Source organism: Scytonema sp. NUACC21, from assembly GCF_054684315.1.
Map to the genome: position 1 here is coordinate 121,651 of NZ_BAAFZH010000088.1, position 18,470 is coordinate 140,120.

Below are 18,470 nucleotides of genomic sequence, written 5' to 3' on the forward strand. Positions count from 1 at the left end.
TATTTTTATCCATTCTTGAGAGTGGTATTGCTTGCTAGGCGACCATCTTCTGTATGGATAATGCGATATCCCTCAAGTCAGCCTCTCTGCGTTCAATACCTTGCAGAATGGCTATGACTTGATTTGTCTTCACTTTATCACCTTCGTTGACAGGAATTTTGTTTACGCGGCTGTCTTGGGCTTTTGGAAATTTTAATGCGTTTGCCCTAGGATCGAGTTGCCTGTGGAGACGGTCTGGCGGGGGCAGCAGGAACAAAGGTGACCAGGAAGGAAGCCGAATCACATCTTTGAAGAATCCCCGTGCTTTTATGTTAAGAAGAACTACGTCAATTATATAAGAGTAAGTATTTGCTCAGTTATTTTAATTTGCTTTTGGCTAAACGCTGCTTGCTTAAGATGACTTAAAAACCCACGATCGCGATACCTTGAATCTAACTGTATGGTTTTTATATAAACTTGTTTTGCAGCGTCTTTATCGTTATTATCCCAATAAGCGATCGCAAGAGCAACTAAAGGGTGAGGATTCCTAGGTTCTAAAGTTGCAGCACGTTCAGCACAAAGAATAGCTAAGTTATAAATTTGTAGCCGATGCAAAGCCAAACTGAGATTAAAGTAAGCAATTTCATTATTGGGCTTGAGAAGAGCTGCCCAAGAGTGAATTAATGTTGCTGCTGCTACATTTCCATCAACTAGATAAACAATCCCCAAAGCATTGTAAGCAGGAACAAAGAATGGCTCTTGATATATAGCTTGCCATAAAGATAGAGCGGCTTCTTTTTCTTTGCCTGCCAAATGCTGGGTCCAACCCAAATTCACTCGTCCCGTAATATTTCTAGGTTCGAGTTCCACAGATTTTTGCATTGCTGCAATGGCTTCAGAAAAACGTCCTTGTTGGCGATATAACAGCCCTAATTGTCGGTACTCACCACCGGATTTTGCAGCAAGAGAAGGTGGTATGAAAGCAAAAGTCAAAAATAAACTGACACAGATTCCACTCGTTAATTTTGCTTTTGCTAATTTCAACACCTTCATTTTGAATTTCCTTTGTGAAGTTTCTGCTAATCCAACATTTCTGGATTAATTCCCAAAGCATTGAGTTGTTCTGGAGAAAGCGATCGCAACTTTTCTACCATTCTCTCTCGTTTTTGTCGCTCGAAATTGGCTCTTTGTCGCTCAACCTCAGCACGTTCCTCACCTGTTAGCAGTAAATTGCCCTCAGCATCCCACCACCGCAGCCAAGGCAATTCTAAATTTTGATACCATCCCTGCCAAATACCTAACTCTACTCCCATTGGTGTAATGGAATAATGACCCCTTTCATTTGGTGTCATCAGTTGATAGGCATTATCTACAAGATGGTAGACTTCTACTGCTGCTTTTTCAACTTCATAGATTGCATAATAAGGAACGCGAATAGCCTGCTCGTAAACCCAAAACTTACCAACTTCCCCTTCTCCCGCTTGTGATGGTGATGTTTTATCCCGTTCTTCACTACCATCGCCAGAGACAAATTCAATGACAATCAATGGCGCGACATACTCCTTCCACAAAACATAGGAACGGCGTACTTTGCCATTAAGAGTGGGTGGTACATTGGGTACGTAGAACCAATCTGGAGCTTCAGCACCCTTATAAAGGGGGTTTGTTAATCGCCAGTAGATACCAGAATCTTGACCTATACAATATTGACCATCAGGGTGCAGTTTTTCTAAAACAGGTTTAATCGAATCTGTCAGTAGAATACTTTGAGGGTGTTCTTGTAAGTTTTTCACAAATGTCCCGTCCGAGTCAGGCAATTGCGTGTGGTCGGGTAAACTCAGTACGGAGTTAGTTGGTGTAGTGACAGAAGTCATAGGCTCAACAGGCATCGATCCGATTTCCATTGTAGTATTGCAACCACAGATGCACGCGGATAGATGCAGATATTTTTTCGGTCTGCGGCTATCTGCATGCATCTGCGGTTCAAAATCCCTAAGCGCCTTCCCGCAGCTTATCCAACACACCCCTATCTTCTAAGGTAGAAGTATCGCCCGAAACTTCTTGTCCTGCAGCCAGATTTCGCAGCAACCGCCGCATAATCTTACCAGAACGAGTTTTAGGCAAAGCATCGGTAAAGCGGATTTCTCCCGGACGTGCGATCGCTCCAATCTCCCGGACAACGTGTTGCTTGAGTTCCTTACTCAGGTCTTCACTGGGGTTACTATCACCTTCTAAAGTCACAAAAGCAACAATATCTTCTCCTTTGAGTTCATCTGGCTTACCCACAACTGCGGCTTCAGCAACTGCTGGGTGGGAAACGAGGGCGGATTCAATTTCCATTGTACCGAGACGGTGACCCGATACATTAATCACATCATCCACACGTCCCATCACCCAGAAATACCCGTCTTCATCGCGTCTTGCCCCATCTCCAGCAAAGTAGAAATACTGACCATCTTGAGGGTGGATGTGTTCCCAGTAAGTGCGGCGGAAGCGGTCTGGGTCACCGTATACTGTTCGCATCATACCGGGCCAAGGATGGCGGACAACCAGGTAACCGCCTTCGTTGTCACCCACGGGGTTGCCATCCAAGTCCACAACATCAGCTAAGATTCCAGGGAAAGGACGAGTTGCCGAACCAGGTTTTGTGGAAATTGCCCCCGGTAAAGGTGTAATCATAATTCCACCTGTTTCCGTTTGCCACCAAGTATCGACAATCGGACAACGTTCAACACCTATGACCAGGTGTGAAACACGGCTGCGGCGACGATAGTTGGTGGGTAGCTGCCTGCTAAAATAGCTCGGTGCCAGGTTTATAAATTAATCAAAACCCTCTTTCTAAGATGAAGGAGGGTTTTGTTTTTGTATTAGCTAAAGGCTGACGACAATTTAACGCGAAGCTGTGTGATATCAAGTCCGGATAATCACTTACGATTAAACTCCAATCTGAAGCCACCAATGAAAACCAGTTAACCCGTGAATTAAATCTTGCTGTTGAAGTAAAGACTGACAGCGATGAAATAAGATATTCTCCAAATCATTGAGTGACGAAAATCCCCACTGCTTTCTTCCCCTGACGGCTTGGCGGTACTGCTGCTCTTCGATCGCTGCTTTCAGATATCTCTTGTGCTGCCATGTCTACAGGCTTATGTGTCTACGTAAATATTATAATGGTTATCTAAGGAAAATCCGCACCCTCGCTAGTCAATGTTTTCAGAGCGATCGCCCATTAGTAGTGCCGAAGCGATCGCGTTGATTGCGGTTGTTAGTAACCAATTATTCTATTTGCGGAAAATCCGCAGATAGCGATCTACCCAGAGAGCAGGAGCAAAGCTATCGGGAGTTAAGTGGGTGCTACGACTGGCTAGAGCCGATCCAATTGTCGGCGTAGCGATTCCAGTTCAGTGTCTGTGACTTCACCATTCCCGGTCTTTGTGTTGGGAGTTATTGGCTGAGTCGGTGAACTACCAGGAAGTAATAGTGCTTTCAGTGCTGCTAACTCATCATCAACATCGCTGCTTGCTTCCAATTCTGCAAATTGGCTTTCTAAATCTGCACCAGCCAACTCAGCTGCTGATTGGGTGCGGGTACCTAAAGGGTTACCTTGACTTTTTGTGGGTTGTGTGTATGTAGACGCCCCTTTTGCAAAACCCATTTCTTCTGGGTTTAGACCTTCACAATCTTTACCAGAATACGTTTCCGCATATGCAGAGCCTACTGCTACGGATGCAAATATGCCAGATAGTATTGGCAACATCAAAGCAACTAAAGAATTTTTTTGTCTTCTAATATACTAAGGAATTTAGTGAATTTGAGGTGATAATGAAGGCACTTAAGGTACTGACTGCGACTTTCCTTAGTATATAGACCAGCCATCATTAAGGCTGTTGGGATATTTTAGGTTGGTTGAGGTAACCGTAAACTAGCTTGGAAATTTGACTGATAAACTCTCTTGCTCTTGTATCACCAAAGGGTCTTTTCACAAAAATGCCTGCTAAATAACGTTTCCCGGTAGGCAACTCAACAATGCCTGCATCTCCAAGAATAATTCCAAGAGTTCCCGTTTTATGAGCAATAACCGCGCCTTTACCAAGACCTGATGGTAGCAATCGTCTATTCTGAACGCGACGCATGATACTTATGGCTTTGGAGCGGCTTGTATTAGTTAGTAGCTTATTATTATCCATTAACACTGAAAGTCTGACCAAATCTTTAGCGCTAGTTGTATTAGTTCCCTTAAAATCACCTAACAAATTGCGAATAACAGTATTTTGCAGCCCCCAACTGCGAAACCGCTGATTTAATTTAGCCTTGCCACCTAAACGGTCAATAATCATGTTGGTGGCAGTGTTGTCACTGATGGTAATCATTTTAGTAGCAGTTTCCAAAACGCTCAGTTTGGTTCCTGCAGGTTTGAATTGCAAAACTCCCGAACCTGCGGCTTCAGCTTTTAAGTCCCGTCGCAGTACTAGGGTTTCATTTAGCTTGACTTTACCAGCATCGACGTCTTGAAACAGAGCAATCAGAATAGGATATTTGATGGTGCTAGCAGCAGGAAATACCTTTTCCCCATAGATGTCTAGATAGTTTCCTGTTTCTAAGTCCAGGAAAAACATTCCCGGTGAGAGAAAACTGTAACGAGACATCAATTTTTTGATTGAAGGGTAAAGCTGTGACATTTCCTTGTTTAAAGGAACAGTTCCAGCAAAGGTAAATTCATCGCTGACTTGAATGGGAATCTTTTCTTCACTGGATGGGGTGTTCTCGGGTGTGGTGCGATCGATGGATGAAAATTTGACTATCCAGTGAGAGGAAGAATCTCCTTTAATCAATGAGTTCTCAGGCGCAACCGTGTAACCCGGTGCTAATTCAATCACCATTCTGGTAGTTTTGGAGTCTACAGATCCTATACGAATCTCCCTAACGGCTGAGCCAAAACTCTTACGAACTGTATTATCGTTAAGTTTAGTGGTACCCGGCAGGTCAATAACAAGCCTGGTTGGGTTGGTGAGTAAAAAGGCTTGGGGTCTGACTCCAGAATCAGTGGTTAAGTCTAGTTGATTTTTAACAGGGTCAAAGCGCCAAGACTGCAAACGTGCTGCTGATACTGGCGACGATAGCAGCATAATGCTGATGGCACTGAGTAGTAGAACGCGTAATTTCATCTGCGTAATTTGTGAGCGAGAGTAGAATTGGCTTGCAAAATTTTCCAGGTCTTTACAGTCTTGTCCGGAAGAAAACCCTATCAAAGTGTAGTTAATTCTTTTGACTGCGTTTTCTGCCTAACAAAGTTGTGACTCAGTTTTAACCTGCTTACCTTGCAATGACAATCTACAAATCACTCATTCGCAACTAAAATTTGAGGTTTCCAATGTTACACTCAGATGGCACGTGAAAATCTCTTTTCTTGCTTTCTAATATGTGTATCAAAAAGAACAGCAATGTTTCTTACCAGAAACCTGCCGATTTCTGTGACGCTGATATGGTTTTTCGATAACCTAACCAGCCCATCAGCTTCTAAGCGTTTCAACTGCTCCAACTCTATTGCAAAATACTCATCAAACTTAATGCCGAACTTGTCTTCGATGTCTTGCTTATAGAGTTGAAAATGACACATGAGACACATAATGACTTCCCGCCTGAGAATATCATCCCGATTGAGTTTGATGCCTCTACTAGTGGGTAAAATACCTGTATCAATTGCTTGATAATAATCTTTCAGTTGCTTGTGATTTTGAGCATAAGTGTCTTCTAGCATACTGATAGATGTCGCACCAAAACCAAACAGTTCGGCTTGTCCGAGGGTTGTATATCCTTGGAAATTGCGCTTGAGGGTGCGATCGCGTTGGGAAGCTGCGAGTTCATCATTAGGCTTGGCGAAATGATCCATACCAATGAACAAGTACTGATGATTTGTGAGTTCCTCAACAGTCATTTTCAGAATTTCTAACTTTTCCTCTGCTTTTGGCAGTGCATCTTCTGGGATATTTTTCTGCACTGGCTTTAACCAAGGTACATAGGCAAAGTTGAAAACAGCAATCCGATCCGGGTTGAGTGCCATTGTCTTTCTCAGCGTCTCCTCAAAGGACTGAACGGTTTGATAGGGTAAACCGTAAATGAGGTCTACATTGACGCTTTCAAACTGCGCTTCTTTTATCCAGCTCATGACATCAAACAGCATATCCTCTGGCTGGATGCGATTCACGGCTGCTTGAACTTGAGTATTAAAATCCTGGATTCCGAAACTAATTCGGTTAAACCCAAGTTTTCTTAAGAAGAAAATGTAATCTTTATCAATATAACGAGGATTAATCTCAATGGAGATTTCTGCTCTCGGGCTAAAATCAAACTGTTGAGTGATATTTGTCCACAACTCTTCTACTTGTTCAAGACTCAAGTAGTTAGGAGTCCCGCCACCCCAATGCATTTGAACTACTTTTCTATCTGAATCAATCAAACTGCCTGTTTTTCTAATGTCTCTTGCCAAATACTCCACATATGGTTTGGCAATATTTTTGTTGTTGGAAATCACAACATTACAGCCGCAAAAATAGCAAGCGCTTTGGCAAAAGGGAATGTGAAAATACAAAGATAGGGGCGATTTTCTTTGATTTGAGGCTGCGATCGCGTCTTGAAAATTGCTTTCTGTGAATTCTTCAGTTAATTCAGTAGCGGGTGGGTAACTGGTATATCTGGGTACAGGGGTGTCGTACTTTTTGATGATATCGAAATCCAATTTGGCACTAGGAACTTGAAAAACCATTGAAGCTGCTTCCAGTCAGTAAATGTACAAAGGATAAAATTGCTAGTTATTAGTTATCAGCCATCCAAAAATCCTACTTTCTCTGACTAATAACTCCTAACTACTAACTACTAACTACTAATTAATAACTGCCCACAGAACTTTCAGGGTTATTAGTACTAATCAAAGTATCAAACATTGCTTGACCTATTGTCTGAATGATTCCTGCCTCTAATTCTTGAGCTATCTGCATATTAAATAGAAAAGCATTGTTAGCTTCTGCAACAATTTTGTCTGCAGTAACTTCATCTACAGGTAGTGAATCTAATGCTTGTCGATACTTATCCTTAAATACTTTCTTATCAGGAATTTCCGCAAAATTGTAGAAAGATGTGCCTTCATAACCTGAAAGCTTCAACACTGACTGAGCAACTTTTTGTAACATCTGACCGCCAGAAATGTCACCCATATATCGCGTATAAGCATGACCTATTAATAATTCTGGTTCATTAGCAGAGAGTTCGCGAAGACGGGCTACGTACAACTGAGTAGCTTTTAGAGGTAAGCTTTGTCCTCGCCAATCATAACCGTAGTAAAACTGTAGGTCTTGCTCCAAATTGGCTTTACGATTAAGCTCGGGAAAGTATATGAAACTAATCAAAGAATGGTCTTTATAATGCTCTAATGCAGCTTCTAATTCACTGTATATGTAATACAAGTTACCTAAAAACTTTGCAAAGCTGCTTCTATCGACAACTCCTTTGAGAAAACATTTCATAAATCCCATATTTTCAGCAGCTGTGTGGGATTGTTGCGTTCCACAGCGAAGTTTTTGGGCTAGATTGCTACTCATCTTTGTGGCGTTTTTTAAATACAAATTGTTTGACAGCGATTCGGTTAACTATTCACCGATTGGACTTTCGCAGAATTTCCAAACCTTGTTAGGCGATATCTTGCCCCTCTATAAAGACTGCCCCTGTTTCACCAGCTGGCTAAATAAGTGTGTTTTCACTGGAACTAACAGCAGTTTATAACTAGCGTCAAAATTAGGGGTAGATAATCATTTAAAGTTGGCAGCAAAACTGTAGCAGTAACTACCACTGCGGCTTGTAGCTCCAAACCTTTAATGACTATCTCAACTATATAACTTTCAAAAGTTGTGTAACAACAAATCTATAAATATTTATTCACAATTTAAAGCAATCTGGAGTGAAGGGTAGGGTTTGTGGAATTGGTATTCTGCAGTAGAAAAGGTGTAATTTAAATCTACATTATTGTATCTGCATATACTTTATACGGGAAACTGCGATCGCACTTATCAACTAAACGAAAAATCTCCACACTACACCTGTAGTCGTACTATCATAAAATCACTTCAAACTGATTGTCTTATGGCACGGGCAAATGAGTCGTACTAGATTAAAGGGCGAGCATTAAGCCCACCCTAGAAGAGTTGTCTTGAACGCAATTGCAAAGAGCTATATTTTGCAACATCTAGCTAGTGGACTGGTTGCGTGGCATCACCCGACTTGTTATGAACAGCGAGTTTATCGACCAACGTAGCACTCGCTTCATTCAATCCCACTAAGTCTACCTCTACACCATTGCGGCGAAACTTAAGGACGACTTTATCAATACCTGCTACAGCTGCCTGATCCCATAAATGAGCGTGGGTAAGGTCAATCTTGACACGTTTCAAGTCTTCCTTAAAGTCAAAGGCTGCAAGCAAGTTGTCCGCTGACAAAAAGAACAATTGCCCGACAATAGTATATATACGGTAAGTTTTATCGGCGCTGAGAACTGAGTCAACAAAAATAACCTTGGCAATGTTACGTGAAAATAAGACCGTGCTCAGAATCACACCTACCATAACTCCAAGTGCTAAATTATGGCTGAGCATGGTTATGAACACTGTTGTCAGCATTACAGCAGTTTCACTTCTAGGCACGAGATGTAAGCTCTTGAGGGAAGACCAACTAAAAGTGCTGATGGAAACCATAATCATTACTGAAACCAGTGATGCCATTGGAATCTGCTTCACCCAGTCATCCAAAACAAGAAGAAAGAACAGTAAGAAAACGCCTGCACATAAAGTCGAAAGACGAGTGCGTCCACCAGACCGAATATTAATCACTGACTGACCGATCATGGCGCAACCCGCCATTCCTCCGAAAAACCCCGTAACAATGTTGGCAATGCCCTGACCTCTGGTTTCTCTGTTTTTGTCACTGGAAGTATCAGTAAGTTCGTCAAGAAGTGATGCTGTTAGCAATGATTCCAGCAAACCTACAATAGCTAAGGTGATTGCATAGGGAAATATCACTTGGAATGTCTCAACATTCAGAGGAACCTGAGGAATTCTGAAAACAGGAAAAGCTGCAGGCAATTCACCTATATCACCCACAGTAGGAATATCAATACCACCAAGAATAGAAATAGCTGTGAGAAGAATGATAGCAACCAATGGCGACGGTACAACTTTGGTAAACCGGGGCAAGATATAAATAATAGCAAGACCTGCAGCGACCATTGGATAGACTTGCCAAGGAACATTCACAAGGTGCTGTAACTGCGCCATAAAAATTAAAATTCCCAAGGCATTGACAAAGCCAGTCATGACGGCTCGTGGAACGTACTTCATCTTTTGACCTAACTTCAACAAGCCAAAGATGACCTGGATAATACCAGTCAGGATTGTCGCAGCAAATAGATATTCCAAGCCGTGTTGTTTCACCAAATTAATCATCAGCAATGACATTGCACCAGTTGCTGCTGAAATTAAGCCTGGTCGCCCGCCTACAAAGGCTGTGACTACGGCCATAGAAAAAGAGGCATACAGACCAACTTTTGGATCGACGCCTGCAATGAAGGAAAAAGCGATCGCTTCAGGAATGAGTGCTAAGGCGACCAGAGTACCTGACAATATATCTGCTGGAATATTACAGAACCATTCTACACGCAGAGCTTTTATATTCAAACTATCCTCCGTATTTGTACTCAGAAATAAAAACTAAGATACCTCATTACATTTACCAACCATAGAGGTTATTCAAAGCTTCTTATTTTCTTAACCGATTCCTATTAATTCTTAATCAGCATCTTTAGAATTTTCACAATGCCATTATTTACCCTCTTCTATTTTGTAATGCTTTTAAATAAAATTTAATAAAGACAATTAGGTTAATAGAAAAACTATAATCTTTCATTCCTGAATCGAAATCAATCTATTCAATTCACAACAAATCTTCAACAGATTGCCCAAACAGTCATCTGCTTAGAAAATTTATTTTGCCTCACCCATTTACTGCGGACACATTTCTCGTTCGATACTCCCTGAGACCTTTTCTAGTCTTAATATTTTACTCTAATTAATAATTACTAGAAAGCCCACATAATTCACATTTAAAAAGCTGTATAAGCTCATCTAACAATATCACGCGAGTTCTCACATTTGCCATAAAAATATAAAATTACTGTAAAATTAACGCTAAAAAAGTATAAAGTATCCGGATGTAATTTTGCTCGCCTGTTATCTACGTGAGATTTGATATATATAAAAGGTGTGCTACGCATATGCGAACACACCTACAGCGATTTTAAATTGCGTGGATTACAGCAATTAAACGTGTTGTAGCTTACTATGCTGGTACTTGAATTCTTTGTGTACCGGCAAGCTCAAATGCCGCATGAATGGCTTGCAGAGCTTTAACACCTTCGTCACGTGACACGACACAGCTAATTTTAATTTCTGAGGTAGCAATCATTTGGATGTTGATTCGATGGTGTGCCAGAGCTTCAAACATTTTAGCGGCAACACCAGGTTGACCGACCATACCAGCACCAACAACACTCACCTTGGCAATGTCACTATCTAGCACCACTTCATTCCAGCCGTGTTCTGCTGCTGCTTGCTGAAGCATTTTTTGTGCTGCTTCTGCATCCATTCGGGCGACGGTAAAAGCGATGTCTCTTGTAGGAATGCCATCTATCACGTGACAGCGCTGGGACTGAATAATCATGTCTACGCTGATGTTGTGTTGTGCCAACAGCCCAAAAATCTTCGCTGCCGTTCCCGGACGATCTTGGACTTGGCGAATTGCCAGTCGTGCTTGGTTCATATCCAAGGCAACACCTCTGACGTGAGGAGGGGGAGAGGGGGGTACGGGGAGAGAGGGAGACACCGGAGGAGTGGAGGAACTATATATCTCGAATGTTTTACAGAGTGCTGCAACAGCGCGATCGCAATCCGTATCAGCAATAACGCAGCTAACCTTCACTTCACTAGTAGAAATCATGCGGATATTAACACCGGCTTCAGCAAGGGTAGCAAACATCTGAGCCGCAACACCGGGACGTCCTATCATACCCGCCCCTGCGATGCTAACTTTGGCGATATCCTGCTGTACCATTACCTCAGCTTCTTCCGGGGAAGTGCTGTTGTGAGAGCGAAGAACCGGGGCTATAGCAGCGGCTACAGCTTCTGCCCGATTTAATATTGGTGTCATCACGGTAAAGGCAATATCATTTGTATTCCCTTCGTGAATCGACTGAATAATCAAATCTACATCTACATCTTGGCGAGCAATTTCTCCAAATAACCGTGCTGCGACACCTGGTTTATCCGGTACCCGTAACAGAGCAACCCGTGCCTGATTGGTATCAAATTCAATTTTATCTACCGGACGGGCAATCTCTAAATTTATTAACGGTCGTGGCTGGGGTTTTGGTGACATGACCCAGGTACCAGGCTCATCCGTCCAGCTAGAACGCACTACCAAAGGAACACCATAGTTCCGAGCAATTTCTACGGCACGGGGATGTAACACTTTCGCCCCCAGACTGGCAAGTTCGAGCATTTCATCGCTTGTGATTTCATCCATCAACCGTGCATCTGGAACCAACCGGGGGTCTGTCGTTAAAATTCCCGGCACATCGGTATAAATCTCACAAAAATTTGCTTGCAATGCTGCTGCCAAAGCTACCGCTGAAGTATCGGAACCGCCACGTCCCAAAGTAGTAATTTCCAACTCCTCAGTACTTGTAATACCTTGAAATCCTGCTACAACGACGACTTTGCCTTGATTGAGATGTTTCTGAATGCGTTCTGTTTCAATACGCAAAATACGGGCGCGAGTGTGTTCAGCCTCAGTTACAATTCCTACTTGAGCACCCGTCAGGGAAATGGCTGGTTGTCCGAGATCCTGCAATGCCATACTAACTAAAGCGATGGATACTTGCTCCCCCGTGGAAAGCAGCATATCCATTTCCCTACGGTTGGGAGTTTTTGCAATTTCGTAGGCTAGTTTAACCAGACCATCAGTAGTTTTTCCCATTGCGGAAACCACAACTACCAGCGAGTTTCCTGCTTTGACAGCTTTGCACACACGCTGTGCCACTGCTTGAATGCGTTCTACAGACCCGACCGACGTACCACCGTATTTTTGAACTATGAGAGCCATAAATTTATATAGTATTAAATATGCCTGTGTCATCAATGCCCGAGCTGAATGAAAAGCCTTGAAGGCGATTTAATTCCTGATAAGGATTAATACAGAACTACGGGCAGGTGATAAGGCAAGATCCTGATTTATATTAAGCGAATTATACACCAGTCATATGACACTTGTTTGATTTTTTCCTCGGAACAATTGCTATAGTTTTTGAGAATAAATTGATACACAAAATTGCATACAATCTTTTTTTGCAATTGGAAGAGATGTAACTTAAGCAGTATTCAGAAATGTAGATAATATGGAACAAGTAAAGTGTCAAGTCCAAGGGAAAAATCAACCGGAAAGACGCTACGAACTTGATTGGCTGAGGGTTCTGGCGGTACTGCTCCTACTTTATTTTCATACAGCAGCTATCTTTTATAGTGGTGAACTTGGAGAATTTTACATCAAGAACGACCCATTGAGTCATGGGATGAGTTGCTTCATAGTATTCGTCCATCAATGGCATATGCCGCTCTTTTTCCTGCTGTCAGGAGCTGCCAGTTGGTTTGCACTGTCATTTCGGTCACCTGGTGAGTACATGGGGGAGCGATTCCAAAGGCTGTTCATTCCATTCCTGTTTGGTACTTTGGTGCTTGTTCCGCCTATGGTTTACTACCGACTTCTCAGCAATCCAAGTTACCACGACTCTTACGTGCAATTCTATCCACAGTTCTTTAATGGCATTCGTCCTCAGGGGAATTTTGAGTGGGGTCACCTATGGTTTATAATCTATCTCTTCGTCTTTTCATTAATTGCCCTACCGCTCTTTGTACATTTGAAAGAGAAAGGATCTCATTTACTTTCAAAGCTCTCAGCTAGTATGGAAAAACCTGGAGCCATCTTACTGCTTGCTCTACCCTTAGCTGTTATTGAAGCAGGTTTGCGACCCAGATGGCCTGGTTTCCAAAATCTCTATGACGACTGGGCAAATTTCTGTTTATACCTTTTGTACTTTATTTACGGCTACCTTATTCCTTCTGACGCAAGATTTGGACAGGCTATAGATAAGCATCTCGCGATCGCTCTCGTCTTGGCTGTGACTTCTATGCTCGGTCTTTTTGGTTTGTGGGAGACTGATATCGTCCCAGAGCGAGGTTATTCTCTGGGATACATCTTGTACCAATTATGGCGGGGGGTTGACTCCTGGTTCTGGATTGTTGCCCTGGTAGGATTAGGTCGAAGGTACTTGAACTTCAGTAACAAGCTACTACAATACGCAAATGCTGCTGCTTATCCATTCTACCTACTTCACCAGACCGTCCTCGTGACAATTGGTTTTTATGTTGTGCGTTGGCATTGGGGCGTGCTGGAGAAATTTTGGGTGATCGGCACCACATCTCTAATTGCAACCATCGCCCTATATGAATTATTAATTAGGCGAAACAATGTGGCGAGATTTTTGTTCGGGCTCAAGCCAATTGAGTCTTGTGAGTAGCAATGAACATTTCAGGAATAAATACAGTTTTTATTTACAGCAATTTTCAGGTAAATAGGTTCCAATTGTAGGGGTGAACGGCTGTTCGCCCTTACTCAAATGTCCCTGGCATTCCGTAGAAATGTTTGCTTTCGCCCTAGTGCATGGACAAGAATTGGCATTTAATCTGAAAGTTGTTCCCGAAGAAATTGTTCAAATGCCTGGACAGCATCATACTGGTCGGGCATGGCGATATATTGCAGCAAAACATTTTTTCCAAAACCAAACTTCGGGAACTTGTTTGGGTTTGTATAATTCCTTTCTGTCTATGGTGCCACTGGTAACAATAATTTCAATAACAATGTCAGGAACTCCTTTTTTGGTGCCGATGCTATAAGATTCATGGCTGTGTACCAGAGGCATAACCCGGTGCTTGTAAGGTATAACCTCCACGTCCATAAAACCGGATACCCAGCACTCTCATATAAGCTTCTAGCAAATAACCGAGAGTTGTTTTCACGGACTCATGTTCTTCACCAATGGGAGCCATAATTTCTAAAATTCCTGATAAATAAGATAGCCGCACACTGCGATTATCGATGAGTTGTGCCTCAATTCCTTTAAATTGCTCCCAAGTTATATCTGTGAGGGTTACTAGTTTTTCTTCTATAGCACGGTCTAAAAGTGAAATATCCATAAATCCATTTGGCAACGGCACTAACTCTATTTTGGCATTCTAGACGGCAAGCTACGCTAACGCCCCTACATCGTCTTGATATCACTGTATTGGAGTCAAGTGAGAAGCGCTATAATCCTTTTTGAGAACAGAGAGGATGCAATCTTTTTTGATTTTGCGATCGCAGTGTTCCAGAATGGCTCCCTTTCCGTCATAAGACTACCGCTCTTCTTTTGCTTGAGAATTGGTTAAGTTATAGTATTTTGTAATGGTTTCTTGAACAGTATTGCGATAGTTTGTTAGTGTATCCATTGTACGATTTAGGCATGGAGTAGTATTTGTTTTACCGTTTACATAAGAAGGTTAGTTTGATTCTTGCTATCTCAGGATAAAAGTGGTGCTTGCCTTCAAGTGGGATACCAAAGCTAATTAGCTAAAAACTCCAAAACCAAACTATTAAACTCCTCCGAACGTTCAACCTGTGACCAATGACCGCAGGGGTCAAAAATATGTAGATTGGCACTTGGCAAACCCTTAATAGCTACCTCAGCGTGAGCAACTGGCAGTACGCGATCCTGCTGTCCCCACAGCACAAGTGTTGGTGCAGTGATGGTAGGCAATTTATCGACAATCGTATTATAAATTTCAGTTCGCACACCAAACAAGTCGATGTTTGTATTGATGAGCCCTAAAAGTGTTTCCCATGCCCTAGGAAGAGTAGAAATTTCGTAGTACAGTTCAACCCACTCATTGGTAATAACCGTTGGATCGAATACAGATTGGTTCAACAGCAAAGCCGTACCCATTCGAGTGGGCTTGAACAATTTGTCAACAAAAGGTAACGTTGCCAACCGCAGCGAAAGTGTTATTTCTTGACCTAACCCCAAGCTGTTCACCAGAACCAACTTCTCTACTCTTTGAGGGAAATTCAGTGCGAATTGTAAGACAACCCCGCCGCCCAATGAATTTCCGACTAAGCTAGCCGAACCTATGTTCATTGCATCCATAAAATCTTTGACAAACTCCGCCAAATAACTGAGGGAATAGGTTGCGGGTGGCTTATCGGATCGACCAGCACCCACTAAATCAACAGCGTAGACACGATGGTGTTGCGCTAAGACGCTAATGTTATACAGCCAAGTCTCTATACTACTGCCGATACCGTGAAGTAAGATGACTGCAGTTCCCTTCTCACCCACAGTCCAGTAACGTGTGTTGATTCCACCAACTTGAACATATTGGTCTTGTGGGGTTTTAAACATAAGTTTTTTTGTAGTATAGTCAATTACAATAGTTTACACAAGTCATGCGCCAATACGAGAAACTGAAGTCAGAGCAAACGCAATTTAAGTTCCACTAAGGAAGCAGAGCAAAGATAAACTTTGGTAGACTGAAAGCGTATTCGCACTCTTGTACGATCGCATGCCTTGTTGGTTCAACATTGCAGGTCCCTGCCAAGACGATATTCATTATATGCTATCGCCAACTGCTCGGTTGCCAGATTTAGAGGATCTCGTTCAACAGCGTAGTTATTTTGTAGTTCATGCTCCTCGGCAAACGGGTAAAACAACCGCAATGTTAGCACTGGCGCAACAGTTGACTCTAAGTGGACGCTACACGGCAGTGGTGGTATCGGCAGAAGTCGGAAGTGCGTTTAATAATGATATAGGTGCTGCAGAATTAGCGATTATTGGAACTTGGCACGATACAATTGCAGATGTATTACCCAAAGAGCTACAAGCACCTGGTTATCATAAAGAAGAACCCGGACGGAGAATTCGAGCTTATTTACGAGCTTGGGCGCAGGCTTCACCCCGACCTTTGATCGTATTTATAGATGAAATTGACTCGCTACAAAATGAAACTTTGATTTCAGTTTTACGCCAGATACGGGATGGTTATCCTAGACGTCCTAATAACTTTCCAGCTTCTGTGGGGTTGATTGGTTTACGCGATGTGTACGATTATAAAGTTGCTGCCGGTGGTAGCGATCGCTTAAATACAGCGAGTCCCTTCAATATAAAAGTGAGTTCCTTAACCCTCAGAAACTTTAATGCCGAAGAAGTAGCAGAATTATACCAACAACATACCGACGATACAGGGCAAGTTTTCACCCTCCAAGCAAAAGCGACAGCCTTTGATTTGACTAAAGGACAACCTTGGTTGGTAAACGCCCTCGCTAAAGAAGTTGTGGAAAAAATAGTCAAAGATAGAAGTATCCCGATTACCCACGAACATATTTTACAAGCCAAGGAAATATTAATCGCCCGTCAAGATACCCACCTCGATAGTTTAGCTGAACGCTTACGAGAACCAAGGATAAAGGCGATTATTGAACCAATGTTAGCAGGGTTGGAATTAGGAAATGTACCCCCGGACGATATTCAATTTGTTATTGACCTTGGTTTGTGTAAAATGAGCCCCCAAGGAGGATTGACGATCGCAAATCCTATTTACCGTGAAGTCGTACCTAGGGTGTTAACTTTCACACCTTCTGCTTCCTTACCTCAAATCGCACCTACTTGGTTAACAAAAGAAGGAGAATTAAATACTCATGCTTTATTGGAAGCATTTATTCGGTTTTGGCGACAACACGGTGAACCGTTGCTTGGTAGTACTGGGTACCATGAAATTGCACCGCATCTAGTACTTATGGCATTTTTACATCGCGTAGTGAATGGGGGTGGGACTCTTGAGCGGGAATACGCGATTGGACGAGACAGGATGGATTTGTGTCTGAGATATAGAAAAACGACTTTAGGAATTGAGTTAAAAGTTTGGCGGGATAAAAAGGGCGATCCAGAAGCGGAGGGAATTGAACAGTTAGATGAGTATTTAGCACGCATAGAAGTCAAAGAAGGCTGGTTATTTGTTTTTGACCGACGCAAAAATGCACCACCTTTTACCGAGCGCTTGTTAACTAAAACTGTAACTACCCAAACTGGGCGTTCTATTATTATCCAAAGAGCTTAATACAGCAGATTGCAACGCGGAGGAGGTACAGGTTGTTGTAAGGGCGCAAGGCCGCCGCGCCCCTACCTACGTATTTCATTTACCTGAAAAATGCTGTATTTAATGTAGTTGAAAAGACACTCTTGCAATGCTCGTTTCCTTGTTTAGTCACTATTAACTCTCCTGAAATAAATTTCTAATATAATAGTAGGCACTTACAAAACTTCCTACTCTGTTTCATTACTGCTTAAGATTTGCTAATTTATTAACCGCTCGACCTTGTAGAAATTAAGCACTAGTCTCTACACAGGGTGAAGCGATCGCCAAACAACCAAAAAATGAGTCGTATTGTACTCTCTTTCCATTGTTAAATTAGCTAAAAAAGTATCATTAAAAATGAAAATTGCGTAATTTAGGATTCCCAGGATTAGCTCTTTTTGCAGCTTCTAAAAGTTGTATTAGCTGTCCTCTGGCTTCAGCATAGTCAATTAACTTAAACGCAATTTGTTGATAATTATCTCCATAAGCTATTTGATTTAATTTCCAATCCAATTCATAGCTCAGCATCATCTCCAAATCAGTCTTACTACGGAAAGCATCAATTAAAGCTTCACAAAATTGTTTCCGTTGAGAACCTACTAAATTCACGGGTTCTTGCAAAGAAGGTGATTGTGGTACCCGTATTGTTTCTTCTTCACGGATACGACAGTCTGCCAGTCTTTGAGATAACACAGAGATAATAGTAGGTTCGGTGACGACCTTACCAAAAGTAAAATCTCCTAGATTCAATACAAATGAATTTAAACGCAAGCTTGTCATGATTCCTTCGGTAGGAAACAAGTACCTTCCTTGTGTATGCGGAAGATGTCCTACCGGAGCGTTCAACCTCCATTCGAGCTGATTGTAACCTATCCATTCCCCATTTCTTTGCCAACCAACACGTTCACAAAATTTATAGTATATTTGTTCTTCTTCCTGAAAAATACGTGCTTGAACTGAAAAGCCAAAACGTTCATTGCTGTATTTTCTCCAGAGGCGATCGATGTTATGCAAGTCTTCACAAGGTAATTGTTGAAGATTCACTGATGACAGAGTATTTTGTCGGTTAACAGCTTTCAGCATAACTTTGATGGTTTCTTGATCTGCTTCTTGCCACCTACCCACAGCCAGTAGTCTCTCCAACTGCGTGCAGTCAATTCCTTGTTTAGTCAC

Annotated in this window: 14 protein-coding genes and 2 pseudogenes; 3 read left to right on the forward strand and 13 right to left on the reverse strand. The window is 42.2% G+C overall.

Going from position 1 to position 18,470, the window contains the following annotated elements:
* Positions 1-34: 34 nt before the first annotated feature.
* The 10 genes and pseudogenes from ACYRY3_RS22910 to ACYRY3_RS22955 form a co-directional block, all read right to left on the reverse strand.
* Positions 35-283, reverse strand: a complete 249-nt coding sequence (locus tag ACYRY3_RS22910; RefSeq protein ID WP_460203944.1) for a hypothetical protein — start codon at positions 281-283, stop codon at positions 35-37.
* 47 nt (positions 284-330) lie between these two features.
* Entirely contained in the window at positions 331-1,032 is a 702-nt protein-coding gene (locus tag ACYRY3_RS22915) for a tetratricopeptide repeat protein (protein WP_460203945.1), read from the reverse strand.
* A gap of 26 nt (positions 1,033-1,058) precedes the next feature.
* Positions 1,059-1,853: a Uma2 family endonuclease gene (locus ACYRY3_RS22920; protein WP_460203975.1), complete on the reverse strand. Its 795-nt coding sequence runs from the start codon at positions 1,851-1,853 to the stop codon at positions 1,059-1,061.
* 118 nt (positions 1,854-1,971) lie between these two features.
* Positions 1,972-2,727 (reverse strand): annotated as a pseudogene (locus ACYRY3_RS22925) (AMP-binding enzyme); the annotation flags it as partial.
* A gap of 616 nt (positions 2,728-3,343) precedes the next feature.
* A pseudogene (locus ACYRY3_RS22930) lies at positions 3,344-3,565 on the reverse strand (PspA/IM30 family protein); the annotation flags it as partial.
* Positions 3,566-3,857: 292 nt separating this feature from the next.
* Complete coding sequence (locus ACYRY3_RS22935; protein WP_460203946.1) at positions 3,858-5,144, reverse strand: serine hydrolase; 1,287 nt, start codon at positions 5,142-5,144, stop codon at positions 3,858-3,860.
* A gap of 215 nt (positions 5,145-5,359) precedes the next feature.
* The gene (gene hemN, locus ACYRY3_RS22940; RefSeq protein ID WP_460203947.1) at positions 5,360-6,742 is read right to left on the reverse strand and encodes an oxygen-independent coproporphyrinogen III oxidase; all 1,383 of its coding nucleotides are present in this window, start codon (positions 6,740-6,742) and stop codon (positions 5,360-5,362) included.
* Positions 6,743-6,863: 121 nt separating this feature from the next.
* Positions 6,864-7,574: a biliverdin-producing heme oxygenase gene (locus ACYRY3_RS22945; RefSeq protein WP_460203948.1), complete on the reverse strand. Its 711-nt coding sequence runs from the start codon at positions 7,572-7,574 to the stop codon at positions 6,864-6,866.
* 645 nt (positions 7,575-8,219) lie between these two features.
* Positions 8,220-9,692 carry a SulP family inorganic anion transporter gene (locus ACYRY3_RS22950; protein ID WP_460203976.1) on the reverse strand — a complete coding sequence of 491 codons (1,473 nt, stop codon included), beginning with the start codon at positions 9,690-9,692 and terminating at the stop codon, positions 8,220-8,222.
* Between the two features lie 667 nt (positions 9,693-10,359).
* Positions 10,360-12,180 carry an aspartate kinase gene (locus ACYRY3_RS22955; RefSeq protein ID WP_460203949.1) on the reverse strand — a complete coding sequence of 607 codons (1,821 nt, stop codon included), beginning with the start codon at positions 12,178-12,180 and terminating at the stop codon, positions 10,360-10,362.
* A gap of 292 nt (positions 12,181-12,472) precedes the next feature.
* Between ACYRY3_RS22955 and ACYRY3_RS22960 the strand changes: the two genes are divergently transcribed.
* Both ACYRY3_RS22960 and ACYRY3_RS22965 read left to right on the forward strand, forming a co-directional pair.
* Positions 12,473-13,651, forward strand: coding sequence for an acyltransferase family protein (locus tag ACYRY3_RS22960; protein ID WP_460203950.1), 1,179 nt, complete (start codon positions 12,473-12,475; stop codon positions 13,649-13,651).
* Between the two features lie 73 nt (positions 13,652-13,724).
* A complete protein-coding gene (locus ACYRY3_RS22965; protein ID WP_460203951.1) occupies positions 13,725-14,027 on the forward strand; it encodes a hypothetical protein in 303 nt (100 codons plus the stop codon).
* Between the two features lie 3 nt (positions 14,028-14,030).
* Here the strand turns inward: ACYRY3_RS22965 and ACYRY3_RS22970 are convergent, their stop codons facing one another.
* Together ACYRY3_RS22970 and ACYRY3_RS22975 are read right to left on the reverse strand one after the other, a co-directional pair.
* Positions 14,031-14,327 (reverse strand): Uma2 family endonuclease, encoded by a 297-nt coding sequence (locus ACYRY3_RS22970; protein ID WP_460203952.1) that lies wholly within the window; start codon positions 14,325-14,327, stop codon positions 14,031-14,033.
* A gap of 404 nt (positions 14,328-14,731) precedes the next feature.
* On the reverse strand, positions 14,732-15,568 hold the full coding sequence (locus tag ACYRY3_RS22975; RefSeq protein WP_460203953.1) for an alpha/beta fold hydrolase: 837 nt from the start codon (positions 15,566-15,568) through the stop codon (positions 14,732-14,734).
* A gap of 160 nt (positions 15,569-15,728) precedes the next feature.
* On the opposite strand from ACYRY3_RS22975, the gene ACYRY3_RS22980 reads away from it, so the two are divergent.
* Positions 15,729-17,279: an AAA family ATPase gene (locus ACYRY3_RS22980; RefSeq protein ID WP_460203954.1), complete on the forward strand. Its 1,551-nt coding sequence runs from the start codon at positions 15,729-15,731 to the stop codon at positions 17,277-17,279.
* 369 nt (positions 17,280-17,648) lie between these two features.
* Here ACYRY3_RS22980 and ACYRY3_RS22985 read toward each other — a convergent pair whose 3' ends face one another.
* Entirely contained in the window at positions 17,649-18,470 is an 822-nt protein-coding gene (locus tag ACYRY3_RS22985; RefSeq protein WP_460203955.1) for a GUN4 domain-containing protein, read from the reverse strand.

What these genes read in the sequence shown, in the direction of transcription:
- ACYRY3_RS22915 (WP_460203945.1), bottom strand. Translation starts at nt 1,032, where the DNA reads ATGAAGGTGTTGAAATTAGCAAAAGCAAAATTAACGAGTGGAATCTGT.
- ACYRY3_RS22920 (WP_460203975.1), bottom strand. Translation starts at nt 1,853, where the DNA reads ATGACTTCTGTCACTACACCAACTAACTCCGTACTGAGTTTACCCGAC.
- ACYRY3_RS22935 (WP_460203946.1), bottom strand. Translation starts at nt 5,144, where the DNA reads ATGAAATTACGCGTTCTACTACTCAGTGCCATCAGCATTATGCTGCTA.
- hemN (WP_460203947.1), bottom strand. Translation starts at nt 6,742, where the DNA reads ATGGTTTTTCAAGTTCCTAGTGCCAAATTGGATTTCGATATCATCAAA.
- ACYRY3_RS22945 (WP_460203948.1), bottom strand. Translation starts at nt 7,574, where the DNA reads ATGAGTAGCAATCTAGCCCAAAAACTTCGCTGTGGAACGCAACAATCC.
- ACYRY3_RS22955 (WP_460203949.1), bottom strand. Translation starts at nt 12,180, where the DNA reads ATGGCTCTCATAGTTCAAAAATACGGTGGTACGTCGGTCGGGTCTGTA.
- ACYRY3_RS22960 (WP_460203950.1), top strand. Translation starts at nt 12,473, where the DNA reads ATGGAACAAGTAAAGTGTCAAGTCCAAGGGAAAAATCAACCGGAAAGA.
- ACYRY3_RS22970 (WP_460203952.1), bottom strand. Translation starts at nt 14,327, where the DNA reads ATGGATATTTCACTTTTAGACCGTGCTATAGAAGAAAAACTAGTAACC.
- ACYRY3_RS22975 (WP_460203953.1), bottom strand. Translation starts at nt 15,568, where the DNA reads ATGTTTAAAACCCCACAAGACCAATATGTTCAAGTTGGTGGAATCAAC.
- ACYRY3_RS22980 (WP_460203954.1), top strand. Translation starts at nt 15,729, where the DNA reads ATGCCTTGTTGGTTCAACATTGCAGGTCCCTGCCAAGACGATATTCAT.